The sequence below is a fragment of the Burkholderia sp. BC1 genome, from assembly GCF_052683555.1.
In genome coordinates, this window is the sequence record NZ_JBQYLP010000209.1 from 1 (window position 1) to 16853 (window position 16853).

The following is a 16853-nucleotide window of genomic DNA, read 5'->3' on the forward strand; positions in this document are numbered from 1 at the left end:
AAAAAATTTGCTGAACTGCGTCGCGCTTGCGGTGCTGCTGCGCGTCGACTACGAGAACCGGGTGCTCATGCGCGGAGGGAAGGTATGACCGCGTCGCGACGCACGCTGATGGTGATGGCAGGCGGCACCGGGGGCCACGTGTTCCCGGGGCTCGCCGTTGCGCACCGGATGGAAGCGGCGGGCTGGCGCGTCGTGTGGCTCGGCAATCCGGCCGGGATGGAAGCGACGCTCGTGCCGAAGCACGGGATTCCGATGGAATACGTGCGCTTCGGCGGGCTGCGCGGCAAAGGGCTGAAGACCAAGCTCGCGCTGCCGTTCAACCTGCTGCGCGCGTGCGCGCAGAGTCTCGCCGCGCTGCGCCGCGTGCGGCCGGACGTCGTGCTCGGCATGGGCGGCTACATCACGTTCCCGGCCGGCGTGATGACCGCGCTGTCGGGCCGTCCGCTCGTGCTGCACGAGCAGAATTCGATCGCGGGCCTCGCGAACAAGGTGCTCGCGAAGTTCGCCAAGCGCGTGCTGGTCGCGTTTCCCGGCGCGCTGCCGCACGCCGAATGGACCGGCAATCCGATTCGTGCGGAACTTGCGCGCACGGAACCGCCCAAAGCACGCTATGCGGCGCGCAGCGGCCCGCTGAACGTGCTGGTCGTCGGCGGCAGCCTGGGCGCCGCCGCGCTGAACGAAGTCGTGCCGCGCGCGCTCGCGCTGCTCGCGCCGGGCGAGCGGCCGCGCGTCGTGCATCAGGCGGGCGCGAAGCACATCGACGCGCTGAAGGCGAATTACGAAGCCGCCGGATTCGCGGCCGGCGACGACGTGCGGCTCGTGCCGTTCATCGACGACATGGCGGCCGCATATGCGGCGGCCGATCTCGTGATCTGCCGCTCCGGCGCGATGACGGTGTCGGAAATCGCGGCGGTGGGCGTCGCGGCACTGTTCGTGCCGTTCCCGTACGCGGTCGACGATCACCAGACGACCAACGCCGCGTTCCTCGCCGCTGCGGGGGCCGCGGTGCTGGTGCAACAACGCGACCTGTCGGCGGAACTGCTCGCCGACTGGCTGCGCGGCCAGTCGCGGGCGTCGCTCGCGGCGATGGCGGAGCGTTCGCGCTCGCTGGCAAAGCCCGAGGCTACCGACGAAGTCGCGCGCGTCTGCGCGACGGTAGCCGGCGCGAACCTGGAATCATTGCAATGAAACACATCGTCAAACACATTCATTTCGTCGGGATCGGCGGCGCGGGCATGAGCGGCATCGCGGAAGTGCTCGTCAATCTCGGCTATCAGGTCAGCGGCTCGGATCTCGCGCGCAACGCGGTGACCGATCGCCTGGCTGCGCTCGGTGCGCGGATCGCGATCGGCCACGACGCGGCGAACATCGAAGGCGCGAACGCGGTCGTCGTGTCGACGGCCGTGCGCTCGGACAACCCGGAAGTACTGGCCGCGCGCGCGCAGCGCGTGCCCATCGTGCAGCGCGCGGTGATGCTCGCGGAACTGATGCGCCTGAAGCAAGGGATCGCGATCGCCGGCACGCACGGCAAGACCACGACGACGAGCCTCGTCGCGAGCGTGCTCGCGGCGGGCGGCCTCGACCCGACGTTCGTGATCGGCGGCCGGCTGATCAGCGCCGGCGCGAACGCGCGGCTCGGCACCGGCGACTTCATCGTCGCGGAGGCCGACGAATCCGACGCGTCGTTCCTGAACCTGTATCCGGTGATCGAAGTGATCACGAACATCGACGCCGATCACATGGATACGTACGGCCACGATTTCGCGCGGCTCAAGCAGGCGTTCATCGAATTCACGCAGCGCCTGCCGTTCTACGGAAGCGCGGTGGTGTGCGTCGACGATCCGAACGTGCGGCAGATCATCCCGTTCATTTCGAAGCCGGTCGTGCGCTACGGCCTGTCGCCCGACGCGCAGGTGCGCGCGGAGGACATCGACGCGCGCGACGGCCGCATGCATTTCACGGTGATCCGTGAAGGACGCGCGCCGCTCGCGGTCGTACTGAACCTGCCGGGCCTGCACAACGTGCAGAACGCGCTCGCGGCGATCGCGATCGCGACCGATCTCGGCGTGTCGGACGACGCGATCCAGCAGGCGCTGGCCGAATTCAACGGCGTGGGGCGGCGCTTCCAGCGCTACGGCGACGTGCCGACCGCCGACGGCGGCCGCTACACGCTGATCGACGACTATGGTCATCACCCGGTCGAGATGGCCGCGACGATCGCGGCCGCGCGCGGTGCGTTCCCCGGCCGGCGGCTCGTACTCGCGTTCCAGCCGCACCGCTATACGCGCACGCGCGACTGCTTCGACGATTTCGTCAACGTGCTGTCGACGGTCGACGCGCTGGTGCTGACCGAAGTGTATGCGGCCGGCGAGGCGGCGATCGCGACGGCCAACGGCGACGCGCTGTCGCGCGCGCTGCGCGCGGGAGGCAAGGTGGAACCGGTGTTCGTCGAGACGGTCGACGCGTTGCCGGAGGCACTGGCGAAGGTCGCGCAGGACGGCGACGTAGTAATCACGATGGGCGCGGGTTCGATCGGCGGCGTGCCGGCGAAGATCGTGCAGAACACGCAACAGAAGGGATGACATGAGCGGGATCGATCCGAAACGTTTCGGCAAGGTGGCGGTGTTGTTCGGCGGCGAATCCGCCGAGCGCGAGGTGTCGCTCACCTCGGGCCGCCTCGTGCTGCAGGGGCTGCGCGACGCAGGCGTCGACGCCCATCCGTTCGACCCGGCCGAGCGGCCGCTGTCGGCGCTGAAGGACGAAGGCTTCGTGCGCGCGTTCAACGCGCTGCACGGCGGCTACGGCGAGAACGGCCAGATCCAGGGCGCGCTCGACTTCTACGGCATTCGCTACACGGGCAGCGGCGTGCTCGGCTCGGCGCTCGGGCTCGACAAGTTCCGCACGAAGCTCGTGTGGCAGCAGACGGGCGTGCCGACGCCGCCGTTCGAGACGGTGATGCGCGACGACGACTACGCCGCGCGCGCGACCGAGATCGTCGCGAAGTTCGGCCTGCCGCTGTTCGTGAAGCCGGCGAGCGAAGGCTCGAGCGTCGCGGTGCTGAAGGTGAAGACGGCCGACGCGCTGCCGGCCGCGCTCGCGGAAGCCGCGACGCACGACAAGATCGTGATCGTCGAGAAGAGCATCGAAGGCGGCGGCGAATACACCGCGTGCATCGCCGGCGATCTCGATCTGCCGCTGATCAAGATCGTGCCGGCGGGCGAGTTCTACGACTATCACGCGAAGTACGTGGCCGACGACACGCAATACCTGATTCCGTGCGGGCTGCCGGCCGACCAGGAAGCGCAGCTGAAGCGGCTCGCGCGCCGCGCGTTCGACGTGCTCGGCTGCACCGACTGGGGCCGGGCGGACTTCATGCTCGACGCGGCCGGCAACGCGTACTTCCTCGAAGTGAACACGGCGCCTGGCATGACCGACCACTCGCTGCCGCCGAAGGCCGCGCGCGCGATCGGCATCAGCTATTCGGAACTGGTCGTGAAGGTGCTGTCGCTCACGCTCAACGACTGACGCGGAAACGGAACACGTATGTGGAACAACGTTCGCCAACTCAACCTTGCCGCCAGCGCGTTGTACGCGCTGCTGCTGCTCGTGTTGGCGGCGGCCGGCTGCTACTGGCTGATTCAGCGTCCGACGTTCACGCTGCGCGAGATCCGGATCGACGGCGACACCGAGCACATCAACACGCCGACGGTGCGCGCGGGGCTCGTCGGCCGGCTGAAGGGCAACTTCTTCACGGTCGATCTCGACACGGCGCGCGCCGCGTTCGAGCAGATGCCGTGGGTGCGGCACGCGAGCGTGCGCCGCGTGTGGCCGAACGCGCTCGCCGTGACGCTGGAGGAGTACAAGCCGCTCGGCACCTGGGGCAGCAGCCAGCTCGTGAGCGTCGACGGCGAGCTGTTCACCGCGAACCAGGGCGAGCTCGATCGCGAACTGCCCGCGTTCGACGGCCCGGAGGGCAGTGCGAAGGAAGTCGTCGCGCGGTACCGCGACTTCGAGAAATGGTTTGCGCCGCTGAAGGCGGCGCCGGAAGAAGTGACGCTGTCGGCGCGCTACGCGTGGACGGTGAAGCTGTCGAACGGGATGCAGGTCGAGCTGGGCAGAGAGCGCAACAACGACACGCTGCATGACCGGAGCCAGCGCCTCGTCGCCGCATGGCCGGCGGTCACGGAGCGCTGGGGCAACGACATCGAGTACGCGGACCTGCGCTATCCGAACGGATTCGCGATTCGCGCGGCAAGCATGCGGTTCCTGACCGATACCGACAAGCGCAAGAAGTAACGAGAGATCACACGCAAGAGCACTTTATGAGCAAAGACTACAAGGATCTGCTGGTTTCCCTCGACATCGGCACGTCGAAGGTGGTGGCCATCGTCGCCGAGCTGAAGGGCGAAGGCCATTACGAGGTGATCGGTCTGGGCCAGAGCGAATCGAAGGGTCTGAAAAAAGGTGTGGTGGTCAACATCGAGGCCACCGTGCAATCGATCCAGCGCGCGCTCGAGGAAGCCGAGCTGATGGCCGACTGCAAGATCACCAACGTGTTCACCGGCATCGCGGGCAGCCATATCCGCAGCTTCAATTCGAGCGGGATGGTCGCGATCAAGGACAAGGAAGTCACGCAGACGGACGTCGCGCGCGTGATCGAGACCGCGAAGGCGATCAACATCCCGACCGACCAGCAGGTGCTGCACATCCTCACGCAGGAATTCATCATCGACGGGCAGGAAGACGTGCGCGAGCCGATCGGGATGAGCGGGATCCGGCTGGAAGTGAAGGTACACATCGTGACGGGCGCGGTCAGCGCCGCGCAGAACATCGTCAAGTGCGTGCGCCGCTGCGGGCTCGAGGTGAACGACCTGATCCTGCAGCCGCTCGCGTCGTCGCTCGCGGTGCTGACCGAAGACGAGAAGGATCTCGGCGTGGTGCTCGTCGACATCGGCGGCGGCACGACCGACATCGCGATCTTTGCGGAAGGCGCGATCCGTCACACGGCCGTGATTCCGATCGCCGGCGACCAGATCACGAGCGACATCGCGATGGCGCTGCGCACACCGACGCCCGATGCGGAAGACATCAAGGTCGGCTACGGAATCGCGAAGCAGGCGCTCGCCGATCCGGACGAGATGGTCGAAGTGCCGGGGCTCGGCGAGCGCGGTCCGCGCACGCTGTCGCGCCAGGCGCTCGCGGCCGTGATCGAGCCGCGCGTCGAGGAACTGTTCTCGCTCGTGCAGCAGGTCGTGCGCGAATCGGGTTACGAAGAACTGCTGAGCTCCGGGGTGGTCATTACCGGCGGCGCGGCGATGATGCCCGGCATGGTCGAGCTCGGCGAGGACATTTTCCTGAAGCCGGTGCGCATCGGTGCGCCCGAGTATGCGGGCGGTCTCGCCGACGTCGTGCGCAATCCGCGCTATTCGACGGCGATGGGGCTGCTCGTCGAAGGCAGCGCGCAGCGCATGCGCGGCCGCAAGGTTGCGGTGCAGTCCGGCAACGCGGGGCAGATCTTCTCGCGCATGAAGGAGTGGTTCCTGAGCAATTTTTAAGCGCCGCGCGGCTCGGCAAGCCGAGCGTGCGGAGAACCGAATCGAAATTCGCGCTGGTGCCGGCGGCTGGCGCGCGACAGGGGGTTGCCCGATCTCCTGCCGAATAACGGCCGAGTAGCGGTAATTTTCTTGACGGAGGCAACAATGGAATTCGAAATGCTGGAAACCGAAACCAACGGCACCATCATCAAGGTGGTCGGCGTTGGCGGCGCTGGCGGCAATGCCGTGCAGCACATGATCAACCGCGGCGTGCAGGGCGTCGACTTCATCGTGATGAACACGGATGCGCAGGCGCTGTCGCGTTCGCGTGCCCCGTCGGTGATCCAGCTCGGCAATACCGGCCTCGGCGCCGGTGCGAAGCCGGAAATGGGCCGTGCAGCGGCCGAGGAAGCGCGTGAGCGCATCGCCGACGCACTGCGCGGCGCGCACATGGTGTTCATCACGGCCGGCATGGGCGGTGGCACCGGCACGGGCGCGGCACCGGTCGTCGCGCAGATCGCGAAGGAGATGGGCATTCTGACCGTCGGCGTGGTCAGCAAGCCGTTCGAGTTCGAAGGCGGCAAGCGCATGCGCGTCGCGGAAGCCGGTTCGCAGCAGCTCGAGGATCACGTCGATTCGCTGATCGTCGTGCTCAACGACAAGCTGTTCGACGTGATGGGCGACGACGCCGAGATGGACAAGTGCTTCCAGTGCGCGGACGACGTGCTGAACAACGCAGTGGCCGGCATCGCTGAAATCATCAACGTCGACGGTCTCGTGAACGTCGACTTCGAAGACGTGAAGACGGTGATGGGCGAGCAGGGCAAGGCGATGATGGGCACGGCGACGGTCGCCGGCGTCGATCGCGCGCGCCTCGCGGCGGAACAGGCCGTGGCGAGCCCGCTGCTCGAAGGCGTCGATCTGTCGGGCGCGCGCGGCGTGCTGGTCAACATCACGTCGAGCCGTTCGCTGCGTCTGTCGGAAACGCGCGAAGTGATGAACACGATCAAGAGCTACGCGGCGGAAGACGCGACGGTGATCTTCGGTGCGGTCTACGACGATGCGATGGGCGATGCGCTGCGCGTGACGGTCGTGGCGACGGGTCTGGGCCGTGCGGCGAAGAAGCAGCAGTCGGCGCCGATGACGCTGCTGCGGACCGGTACGGACAACCAGCCGGTCAACGCGGTCTCGCACGGCTACGCACAGCCGCACCACGTCAGCACGGCGGACTACGGCGCGCTCGACACGCCGGCGGTGTGGCGCAACTCGCGCGAAACCGCGGCATCGCACGTGCAGGCGCTGCAGGAGAAGGGTGTCGACACGTACGACATTCCGGCTTTCCTGCGCAAGCAGGCCGACTGACGCATACACAGGCGAAGCCGCGGCGGTGTCGCCGCGGTAACGCCGGCGTGACGGATGCCACGAACCGCAACAGGCCGCGTCGAGACGACGCCGGGCCGGGAGACGTGCCCTCTTCGCTTGCGCGAAGCGGGATGGGTCGTGCTGTCCGCAACATGCCGAAAAACCGTATCGCTATGAGGGACCAGCCATGATTCAAGTGGGCGACGCGCTGCCCGACGCGCAATTGTTCGAATTCGTCGACGACGCGCGCGAGGGCTGCACGCTGGGGCCGAACGCCTTCAGCGTGCGCGAACAGGTCGCGGGCAAGCGGGTGGTGATCTTCGGATTGCCGGGCGCTTTCACGCCGACCTGCTCGGCGCAGCATGTGCCGGGCTACGTCGAGCACGCGGAGCGCTTGCGCGCGGCGGGCATCGACGAGATCTGGTGCGTGTCCGTCAACGACGCATTCGTGATGGGCGCATGGGGACGTGATCTGCACACCGCGGGCAAGGTGCGCATGATGGCGGACGGCAGCGCGGCTTTCACTCATGCGCTGGGGCTGACGCAGGATTTGTCCGCGCGTGGCATGGGAATCCGTTCCCTGCGTTACGCGATGGTGGTCGACGACGGTGTGGTCAAGACGCTGGCCGTCGAAGCGCCGGGCAAGTTCGAAGTGAGCGATGCGGCGAGCGTGCTCGCGACGTTGACGTCCTGATCGTGCGGTGCGCCGTTGCTTGCCGGCAACGCCGCTTACCGCGCTCAGGGCAGTTGTAACACGGGCCGATGACCGGAAACGCCTCCGTTCCGGGCATCGGCCCGTCCCGTATCGGCGCGGGTAAACAGTCGAAACAGATTGATACGCAGTTTCAAACGGCGTTGAATAGGGAATTACGCTATAATCACGCCTATCGAAGATAACTCCTGATTGGAATCTTCAATCAAGACAAAGAACATCATGCTGAAGCAGCGCACCATCAAATCGATCGTGAAGACCGTCGGTATCGGTCTCCACTCGGGCCGCAAGGTCGAACTGACGCTCCGTCCCGCCGCGCCGGGCGCGGGGATCGTGTTTTCGCGCGTCGACTTGCCCACGCCCGTCGATATTCCGGCCAGCGCGATGTCGATCGGCGACACGCGGCTCGCATCGGTGCTGCAGAAGGATGGCGCGCGCGTGTCGACGATCGAGCACCTGATGTCCGCGTGCGCGGGGCTCGGCATCGACAACCTGTATGTCGACGTGACGGCCGAGGAAATCCCGATCATGGACGGCAGCGCGGCATCGTTCGTGTTCCTGATCCAGTCGGCCGGCATCGAAGAGCAGAATGCGCCGAAGCGCTTCATCAAGGTCAAGAAGCCGGTCGAAGTGCGCGACGGCGACAAGTTCGCGCGTCTCGATCCGTTCTTCGGCTTCAAGCTGAAATTCACGATCGACTTCCGTCATCCGGCGGTCGACAAGACGGGCCAGGCGCTCGAGGTCGACTTCGCGAACACGTCGTACGTGCGCGAGATCGCGCGTGCACGCACGTTCGGCTTCGCGCATGAAGTCGAGATGATGCGCGAACTGGGCCTGGCGCGCGGCGGCAGCATGGACAACGCGATCGTGCTCGACGAGTACCGGATTCTGAACAACGACGGCCTGCGCTACGACGACGAATTCGTGAAGCACAAGATGCTCGACGCGATCGGCGATCTGTACGTGGTCGGCCATCCGCTGCTCGCGTCGTACACCGCGTACAAGTCGGGGCACGGGCTGAACAACGCGCTGCTGCGCGAACTGCTCGCGCACGAGGACGCCTACGAGATCGTCACGTTCGACGATCCGCAAGCTGCGCCGAGCGGCTTCGCGTTCGATACGCAGACGGCCTTCGCGTAAGCGCGACAAGTCGGATCCGTAAAAAAAGCGGCCTGCGGGCCGCTTTTTCATTGCGTTTCGCTGGCGCGCCGCGTGCCTAGCGCGGCGTCTTCTTCGCGCCGTGGCGCGCGGCCATCCGCGCGAGCGCAGCCTGCAGCGGCGACGGCGCGAGATGGTCGGCCAGATCGCGCAACGCGGCCGCGCCGGCCGGCGTCATGCGCGCCTGCTTCTGCGGCGCCGGTTCCGGCGCGTCCTTCGGCCGCACGCGCACGCGCAGCGTCGACACGGGCCAGCCGCGCTTTTGCAGATCGGCGAGCAGGCGCGGTTCGACCTGCCGCAGGCGGGCCGCGAGCGCGTTGTGTGCGGCAAAGAGGGTCAGGGTGCCGTCCTTCACGAAGCCGGGTTCGACGTGCGCCGCCAGATAGTCGGGCAGCAACGCGGCGAGGTCGCGCTGCAGCGACGCGACCTGCTCGACGCCGGCACGCAGTGCGGCGAAGGCATCGGCGCGGCCGAGCACTTCGGACACGGGCTGCGGGCGATACGCGGGGAGCGGGCCGAAACGGTTGGAAAAGCGGGTCATCGAGTCATTCTTCGGGCGCGCACGCGCGCGGAGGTTGCCGCCGATTGTACTCGCGCCGGCCCGCGCCCGCGCGGGTTTCGGCGCTCGCGACGCGCGTGCGGCGCGCAACCGCGATCCCGCCGAGACACGGGCGCGTGCGCCCTCGCGTGCTAAAATTCGACGTTTGAGTCCACCCATTCGCTAAGCCGCCGGGGCTCGGGCGTCGGGGCGCGCAACACGCGCCGGGCGCCGGTGCTGCGACGCAGGATCCGATCCGATGACAACCGGTTTTCTCCAGAAAATTTTTGGCAGCCGCAACCAGCGGCTCGTCAAGCAATACCAAAAGACCGTCGCGGCGATCAATGCGCTCGAAACGCAGATCGAGAAGCTGACGGACGACCAGTTGCGCGGCAAGACGGACGAATTCCGCCAGCGGGTCGCGGCCGGGGAGTCGCTCGACAAGCTGCTGCCCGAAGCGTTCGCGGTCTGCCGCGAGGCGAGCCGCCGCGTGCTGAAGATGCGCCACTTCGACGTGCAGCTGATCGGCGGCATGGTGCTGCACTACGGCAAGATCGCCGAAATGCGCACCGGCGAAGGCAAGACGCTGGTCGCGACGCTGCCCGTCTACCTCAATGCGCTGTCGGGCCGCGGCGTGCACGTCGTGACGGTCAACGACTATCTCGCGCAGCGCGACGCCGAATGGATGGCGCGCCTCTACAACTTCCTCGGTCTGTCGGTCGGCATCAACCTGTCCGGGATGGAGCACGACCAGAAGCAGCAGGCGTACGCGGCCGACATCACGTACGGCACGAACAACGAGTTCGGCTTCGACTACCTGCGCGACAACATGGTCTACGAGACCAGTGCGCGCGTGCAGCGGGCACTGAACTTTGCAGTCGTTGACGAAGTCGACTCGATCCTGATCGACGAGGCGCGCACGCCGCTGATCATCTCCGGTCAGGCCGAGGATCACACCGAGCTGTACGTCCGGATGAACGCGCTGCCGCCGCTGCTCGAGCGCCAGATCGGCGAGGAGAAGGCCGACGGCACGGGCGTCGAGAAGCCGGGCGACTACACGCTCGACGAGAAGTCGCGCCAGGTGTTCCTGACCGAGTCGGGCCACGAGAAGGCCGAGCGCCTGCTCGCCGAGTGGGGCCTCATCGGCGAAGGCGAAAGCCTGTACGCGCCGCAGAACATCACGCTGATGCACCACGTGTACGCGGCGCTGCGCGCGCACACGCTGTTCCACAAGGATCAGCACTACGTCGTGCAGAACGGCGAAGTGGTCATCGTCGACGAATTCACGGGCCGCCTGATGGCGGGCCGCCGCTGGTCCGACGGCCTGCATCAGGCGGTCGAGGCGAAGGAGCACGTGAAGATCCAGAGCGAGAACCAGACGCTCGCGTCGATCACGTTCCAGAACTACTTCCGCATGTACGCGAAGCTCGCGGGCATGACCGGTACCGCCGATACCGAAGCGTACGAATTCAACGAGATCTACGGTCTCGAGACGGTCGTGATTCCGACCAACCGTCCGCCGAAGCGGATCGACAAGCAGGACCAGATCTACAAGACGGCCAAGGAGCGCTACGACGCGGTGATCCGCGACATCCGCGACTGCTACGAGCGCGGTCAGCCGGTGCTCGTCGGCACGACGTCGATCGAGAACTCGGAGCTGCTGTCGCACCTGCTGAAGCAGGCCGGGCTGCCGCACGAAGTGCTGAACGCGAAGCAGCACGAGCGCGAAGCCGCGATCGTCGCGGAAGCCGGCCGCCCGCGTGCGATCACGATTGCGACCAACATGGCCGGCCGCGGTACCGACATCGTGCTCGGCGGCAACGTCGAGAAGCAGGCCGCGTTCATCGAGGCCGACGAGTCGATTCCGGCCGACGAGAAGGCGCGCCGCATCCAGCAACTGCATGACGAGTGGGAATCGCTGCACGAGCAGGTGAAGGCGGCCGGCGGCCTGCATATCATCGGCACCGAGCGTCACGAGTCGCGCCGGATCGACAACCAGCTGCGCGGCCGTGCGGGCCGTCAGGGCGATCCGGGCTCGTCGCGCTTCTATCTGTCGCTCGACGATCCGCTGCTGCGCATCTTCGCGGGCGACCGCGTGCGCGCGATCATGGATCGCCTGAAGATGCCCGAAGGCGAGGCGATCGAGGCCGGCATCGTCACGCGCTCGATCGAGTCCGCGCAGCGCAAGGTCGAAGCGCGCAACTTCGATATCCGCAAGCAGTTGCTCGAGTACGACGACGTCGCGAACGACCAGCGCAAGGTCATCTACCAGCAGCGCAACGAACTGCTCGAAGCGCACGACATCACCGAGACGATCACCGCGATGCGTCACAGCGTGATCGCCGACGTCGTCCGCCAGTTCGTGCCGGAAGGCAGCATCGAAGAGCAGTGGGACGTGCCCGAGCTCGAGGAAGCGCTGCGCAACGACTGGCAGCTCGATCTGGCGATTCAGGAAATGGTGAACGAGTCGTCGTCGATTACCGCGGACGAGATCCTCGAAGCGGTGACGACGGCTGCCGACGAGCAGTACGAAGCGAAGGTCGCGCTGGTCGGCCGCGAATCGTTCAGCGCGTTCGAGCGCTCGGTCATGCTGCAGACGGTCGACCGCCTCTGGCGCGAACACCTGGCGGCGCTCGACCACCTGCGTCAGGGCATCCACCTGCGCGGTTACGCGCAGAAGAATCCGAAGCAGGAATACAAGCGCGAGGCGTTCGAGCTGTTCGCGGCGATGCTCGAGGCGATCAAGCAGGAAGTCACGCGGATCGTGATGAACGTGCAGATCCAGTCGCCGGAGCAGCTCGAAGAGGCGGCCGAGCAGATCGAGGAGCGCAGCAGCCATCTCGAGAACGTCGAGTATCAGCACGCGGAGTTCGCGGAAGCCGGTGCGCCCGCGGCCGGCGGTGCGGCGGTCGCCGCGGCCACCGCGACGGCCGACATGGTCGGCAGCGCGATGGCGCACAGCGGCCCCGGCGGCGAAATGCCGAAGGTCGGCCGCAACGACCCGTGCCCGTGCGGCAGCGGCAAGAAGTACAAGCACTGTCACGGCAAGCTGTCATGATCGGCGGCGCGGCGCGCTCTGCGCGCTGCGTCGTGTTGGCTTGACGTCAGTGATCTGAGTTGCGGCGGCGCGCGCGAGCGGCCGCCGGTTCGTCCAATCGATGCCGGCGCGCGCCGGCATTTTCCTTTCGGCAGGTGTGCCCCATGGCTGTCAATTTTCCGTCGATCGATCCCGCCCAACTGCATCCCGTCGCCGGCGTCACGCTCGGCTGGGCCGAAGCGAACATCCGCAAGCCGAATCGCAAGGACGTGCTCGTCATCTCCGTCGACGAAGGCGCGACGGTCTCCGGCGTGTTCACCGAGAACCGCTTCTGCGCGGCGCCCGTCACCGTATGCCGCGAGCATCTGGCGAAGGTGCGCGCGGGCGGCGCGGGGATCCGCGCGCTCGTCGTGAACACGGGCAACGCCAATGCGGGCACCGGCGAGCCGGGCCTCGCGAACGCACGCGAAACCTGCGCCGAGCTTGCGCGTCTGGCCGGCATCGAGCCGTCGCAGGTACTGCCGTTCTCGACGGGCGTGATCCTCGAACCGCTGCCGATCGACCGCCTGAAGGCCGGCCTGCCGGCCGCGCTCGCGAACCGCGCCGCCGCGAACTGGTACGACGCCGCGCAGGCGATCATGACGACCGATACGCTGCCGAAGGCCGCGTCGCAGCGCGTGACGATCGACGGCCACACGGTCACGCTGACGGGCATCAGCAAGGGTGCGGGGATGATCAAGCCGAACATGGCCACGATGCTCGGCTTCCTCGCCTTCGATGCAGCGGTTGCGCAGCCGGTGCTCGACACGCTCGTGAAGGAAGTCGCCGACCGCTCGTTCAACTGCATCACGATCGACGGCGATACGTCGACGAACGACTCGTTCATGCTGATCGCGTCCGGCAAGAGCACGCTGCCGGCGATCACGTCGACCGACTCGCCCGCCTACGCGGCGCTGCGCGACGCGGTCACGGCGCTCGCGCAGGCGCTGTCGCAGCTGATCGTGCGCGACGGCGAGGGCGCGACGAAGTTCATCACGGTGCAGGTCGAAGGCGGGCGCAGTGTCGCCGAGTGCCGGCAGATCGCCTATGCGATCGGCCATTCGCCGCTCGTGAAGACCGCGTTCTACGCATCGGACCCGAACCTCGGCCGGATTCTCGCGGCGATCGGCTACGCGGGCGTCGCGGATCTCGACGTCGACAAGATCAACCTGTATCTGGACGACGTGCTCGTCGCGAAGGCCGGCGGCCGCAACCCGGCCTACCTCGAAGAGGACGGCCAGCGCGTGATGAAGCAGAGCGAGATCACGATCCGCGTGCTGCTCGGCCGCGGCGACGCGCAGGCAACGATCTGGACGTGCGACCTGTCGCACGATTACGTGAGCATCAACGCGGATTACCGCTCCTGATCGGGGCGCTCGAACGACATGGACAAGCTCGAACAATTTCTGACGCGGGCCGAAGCGCTGCTCGGCCGCCTCGAATCCATGCTGCCGCCCGCGCCGGCAGCCGTCGACTGGAATGCGGCGCACGCGTTTCGCTGGCGCAAGCGCCAGGGGCGCGGCTATCTGCAGCCGGTGCCGGCCGTATCGACGATCACGCTCGACGATCTGCACAACATCGATCGCCAGAAAGGGCTGATCGAGCAGAACACGCGGCAGTTCGTCCAGAAGAAGCCGGCCAACAACGTGCTGCTGACGGGCGCGCGCGGCACCGGCAAGTCGTCGCTGATCAAGGCGTGCCTGAACGCGTTCGCGAAGGACGGGCTGCGCCTGATCGAAGTCGACAAGGACGATCTGCACGATCTCGGCGACATCGTCGAGCTGATCTCGCCGCGCCCCGAGCGCTTCATCGTGTTCTGCGACGATCTGTCGTTCGAGGACGGCGAATCGGGCTACAAGGCGCTGAAGGTCGCGCTCGACGGCTCGATCGCCGCGCAATCGGACAACGTGCTGATCTACGCGACGTCGAACCGCCGCCATCTGCTGCCCGAGTACATGAGCGACAACGAGACGTACAAGCATCTGCCGGACGGCGAAATCCATCCGGGCGAGGTCGTCGAGGAAAAGATCTCGCTGTCCGAGCGTTTCGGGCTGTGGGTCAGCTTCTACCCGTTCAAGCAGGACGACTATCTCGACATCGTCGCGCACTGGCTGCGCCATTTCGGTTGCCCGGAAGCGGAAATCGAGACCGCGCGCGGCGACGCGCTCGTGTGGGCGCTCGAGCGCGGGTCGCGCTCGGGGCGCGTCGCGTGGCAATTCGCGCGCGACTGGTCGGGCCGCAAGGAGCAAGCATGAGCGGCGTCGATCGCGTGGCGTCCGCCGCGCACGCACCCGACGGGCGCAAGGTGACCGAAGTCGCGGTCGGCGTGATGGTGCAGTCCGACGACGCGACGGGCCGCAGCCGCTACCTGCTCGCGCAGCGGCTGCAGGGCAAGCCGTACGAAGGCTACTGGGAATTTCCGGGCGGCAAGCTCGAGGCGGGCGAGAGCGTCGAGGACGCGCTCGCGCGCGAACTGCACGAGGAACTCGGCATCGTCGTCACGGCGAGCCACCGCTGGCACACGCTCGAGCACGACTATCCGCACGCGTACGTGCGGCTGTATTTCTGCAAGGTCACGGGCTGGACGGGCGAGCCGCACAGCAAGGAAGGGCAGGCGTTCGTCTGGCAGCCGCTGCCGGTCGACGTCGCGCCGCTGCTGCCCGCGGCGCTGCCGGTGCTGGCACTGCTCGAGCAGGAGGCGGCGGCACGCTGACGTCGCCGCGGCCGGCCCGTGCGGCCGGTCGCTTCGCATACCCGGCGGCGTCGCGCGCCGCTCAGTTGTCGCGGCGTTCGTCCGTGCCGTCCTCGTCGGACAGCGGCGCATCGTCCGAGCCGCCGATCCGGTACTTTTCAGACGCCCATGCACCGAGGTCGAGCTGTTTGCAGCGGGCCGAACAAAACGGACGGAATTGATTCTCGGGCGTCCAGCGCACTGCTACGCCGCACGACGGACATTTGACAACGGTAACCATACGAAAAAACGATCCGGCACGCGGCCGTTACAGATTGCACAAGGTCAGCTGGAACGGCACGTCGATGTCGACCGCGCGCGGCCGCACGTCGCCGTCCTGCATCGTGAACCGCACCCAGAGCATGTACTTGTTCGCGCTCGCTTCCGGTATCACGTGCAGTTCGCGCGGCACACGCACCTGCATCAGCTGATAGCTGCGGCCGGACAGCATCTGCTGATAGCTGCCCTGCATCGCCATCACTTTCGACGCCTGCCCCGATTCGCGCGCGAGCCGCAGCACGATCGTCGCCGCGTCGCGCAGCGGCAGCAGCGGCATGATCCACTTCGCGATGTCCTGGCGCCGCTGCTCGGCGGGCCATTGCTGCCACGCGTAGTACGACGGCAGGTCGAATTTGCAGGTGCCGCCGGGGATCACCGCGCGGCTGCGAATGCTCGCGAGCCACTCGTTGTCGACCAGATGCTGGCCCGTCTTGCCCTGCATTTGCGCGAGATTGGCGAGCGTCTGCTCGATCTCGCCGAGCACGGCTTCGAGCGCATTCTGTTCGATGCCGGGATTGCCGCGAAACGGCGCGAGCGTCTGGCGCTGACGTTCGAGCTCCTTCATCAGATCCGATTTCAGGTCCGCGCGGCCCGTCACCTCGGCGATTTCGAACAGCGTCGTCAGCGCGACGTGATGTTCCCGCGGGTCCTCTTGAGCCAAAAAGAACGCGAAGCGCTCGAACAAGTCTTCGAGGCGCAGCAGCGTGCGAATTCGCTCATTGAACGGATACTCGTAAAGGATCAAGCGCGCTCGCCTCTCGGATAGGGATGGAAACAATGCAGGACATTCTAATGCTCACACTCTACCCTAGCAACGCGCCAATTTCGTGCGCCATCACGAGTGCGCGCGTTCAGCGCATCGTTGCCGCGTGCTGCAGATAGCCTTGGTGCAGTGCATCGACCTGCGCGGCGAGTGCCGCCGGTGTCGCCGCGTCGTTGACGATCACGTCGTCGGCCGCGGCAAGACGCGCCTCGCGCGTCGCCTGCCGCGCGATGATGGCTTCGACCTGCTCGCGCGTGAAATCGTTGCGCCGCATCACGCGCGCAATCTGGGTCTCGACCGGACAGTCGACGACGAGTATCCGGTCGGCACGCGCCTTCCAGTTGCCCGATTCGACGAGCAGCGGCACGACGTAGATCACGTACGCGCCTTGCGCTTCGCGCGCTTCGCGATCGGTTTCCGCGCGGATCAGCGGATGCGTGATCGCCTCCAGGCGGCGGCGCGCGGCGTCGTCGCTGAAGACGAGCGCGCGCATCTTCGCGCGATCGAGCGAGCCGTCGGTGGCGACGAAATCCGGCCCGAACGTACGCTCGATCTCGCGCATCGCGAGACCGCCCGGCGCGGTAATACGGTGCGCGATCACGTCGGTATCGACGATCGACGCACCGCGCGCGGCGAACAGATCGGCGACGGTCGTCTTGCCGCTGCCGATACCGCCGGTGAGTCCCACTGAAAACATGTG

16 protein-coding genes are annotated in these 16853 nt (G+C 66.8%); 12 read left to right on the top strand and 4 right to left on the bottom strand.

The features are described from left to right. Positions 1 to 84: 84 nt before the first annotated feature. The 8 genes from murG (at position 85) to lpxC (ending at position 8748) form a co-directional block, all read left to right on the top strand. The gene (gene murG, locus ACSHSS_RS31940) at positions 85 to 1188 is read left to right on the top strand and encodes an undecaprenyldiphospho-muramoylpentapeptide beta-N-acetylglucosaminyltransferase (protein WP_445546106.1); all 1104 of its coding nucleotides are present in this window, start codon (positions 85 to 87) and stop codon (positions 1186 to 1188) included. Next, positions 1185 to 2582 (top strand): UDP-N-acetylmuramate--L-alanine ligase, encoded by a 1398-nt coding sequence (gene murC / locus ACSHSS_RS31945; RefSeq protein ID WP_217060618.1) that lies wholly within the window; start codon positions 1185 to 1187, stop codon positions 2580 to 2582. Before murG ends, murC begins: the two co-directional genes overlap by 4 nt. Position 2583: 1 nt before the next feature. Then, complete coding sequence (locus ACSHSS_RS31950; protein WP_445546107.1) at positions 2584 to 3525, top strand: D-alanine--D-alanine ligase; 942 nt, start codon at positions 2584 to 2586, stop codon at positions 3523 to 3525. Positions 3526 to 3543: 18 nt separating this feature from the next. Next, on the top strand, positions 3544 to 4296 hold the full coding sequence (locus ACSHSS_RS31955) for a cell division protein FtsQ/DivIB (protein ID WP_006400438.1): 753 nt from the start codon (positions 3544 to 3546) through the stop codon (positions 4294 to 4296). Between the two features lie 26 nt (positions 4297 to 4322). Continuing rightward, positions 4323 to 5555 (top strand): cell division protein FtsA, encoded by a 1233-nt coding sequence (gene ftsA / locus ACSHSS_RS31960; RefSeq protein ID WP_006400437.1) that lies wholly within the window; start codon positions 4323 to 4325, stop codon positions 5553 to 5555. Between the two features lie 144 nt (positions 5556 to 5699). Beyond that, positions 5700 to 6896 carry a cell division protein FtsZ gene (gene ftsZ, locus ACSHSS_RS31965; RefSeq protein ID WP_006400436.1) on the top strand — a complete coding sequence of 399 codons (1197 nt, stop codon included), beginning with the start codon at positions 5700 to 5702 and terminating at the stop codon, positions 6894 to 6896. Between the two features lie 187 nt (positions 6897 to 7083). Beyond that, complete coding sequence (locus ACSHSS_RS31970; RefSeq protein ID WP_006407636.1) at positions 7084 to 7590, top strand: peroxiredoxin; 507 nt, start codon at positions 7084 to 7086, stop codon at positions 7588 to 7590. Between the two features lie 240 nt (positions 7591 to 7830). Beyond that, positions 7831 to 8748: a UDP-3-O-acyl-N-acetylglucosamine deacetylase gene (gene lpxC, locus ACSHSS_RS31975; RefSeq protein WP_059940558.1), complete on the top strand. Its 918-nt coding sequence runs from the start codon at positions 7831 to 7833 to the stop codon at positions 8746 to 8748. Positions 8749 to 8824: 76 nt separating this feature from the next. Here lpxC and ACSHSS_RS31980 read toward each other — a convergent pair whose 3' ends face one another. Continuing rightward, positions 8825 to 9307: a DUF721 domain-containing protein gene (locus ACSHSS_RS31980; RefSeq protein ID WP_006400433.1), complete on the bottom strand. Its 483-nt coding sequence runs from the start codon at positions 9305 to 9307 to the stop codon at positions 8825 to 8827. Between the two features lie 256 nt (positions 9308 to 9563). On the opposite strand from ACSHSS_RS31980, the gene secA reads away from it, so the two are divergent. The 4 genes from secA to ACSHSS_RS32000 all read left to right on the top strand — a co-directional run bounded on the left by secA (position 9564) and on the right by ACSHSS_RS32000 (position 15093). Further along, positions 9564 to 12362, top strand: coding sequence for a preprotein translocase subunit SecA (gene secA, locus ACSHSS_RS31985; RefSeq protein ID WP_006400432.1), 2799 nt, complete (start codon positions 9564 to 9566; stop codon positions 12360 to 12362). A 143-nt stretch (positions 12363 to 12505) separates the two neighbouring features. Next, the gene (gene argJ, locus ACSHSS_RS31990; protein WP_445546108.1) at positions 12506 to 13747 is read left to right on the top strand and encodes a bifunctional glutamate N-acetyltransferase/amino-acid acetyltransferase ArgJ; all 1242 of its coding nucleotides are present in this window, start codon (positions 12506 to 12508) and stop codon (positions 13745 to 13747) included. Between the two features lie 18 nt (positions 13748 to 13765). Then, positions 13766 to 14635, top strand: coding sequence for an ATP-binding protein (locus ACSHSS_RS31995; RefSeq protein ID WP_006400429.1), 870 nt, complete (start codon positions 13766 to 13768; stop codon positions 14633 to 14635). Beyond that, the gene (locus ACSHSS_RS32000; protein WP_445546109.1) at positions 14632 to 15093 is read left to right on the top strand and encodes an NUDIX domain-containing protein; all 462 of its coding nucleotides are present in this window, start codon (positions 14632 to 14634) and stop codon (positions 15091 to 15093) included. The genes ACSHSS_RS31995 and ACSHSS_RS32000 overlap by 4 nt, the downstream gene beginning before the upstream one ends. Before the next feature lie 61 nt (positions 15094 to 15154). Here the strand turns inward: ACSHSS_RS32000 and ACSHSS_RS32005 are convergent, their stop codons facing one another. From ACSHSS_RS32005 to coaE, 3 genes are all read right to left on the bottom strand, one after another. Then, complete coding sequence (locus ACSHSS_RS32005) at positions 15155 to 15352, bottom strand: DNA gyrase inhibitor YacG (protein ID WP_006400427.1); 198 nt, start codon at positions 15350 to 15352, stop codon at positions 15155 to 15157. A 27-nt stretch (positions 15353 to 15379) separates the two neighbouring features. Next, positions 15380 to 16135, bottom strand: a complete 756-nt coding sequence (gene zapD, locus ACSHSS_RS32010; RefSeq protein WP_006400426.1) for a cell division protein ZapD — start codon at positions 16133 to 16135, stop codon at positions 15380 to 15382. Positions 16136 to 16241: 106 nt separating this feature from the next. Next, positions 16242 to 16850, bottom strand: coding sequence for a dephospho-CoA kinase (gene coaE / locus ACSHSS_RS32015; RefSeq protein WP_217104252.1), 609 nt, complete (start codon positions 16848 to 16850; stop codon positions 16242 to 16244). Positions 16851 to 16853 lie beyond the last annotated feature (3 nt).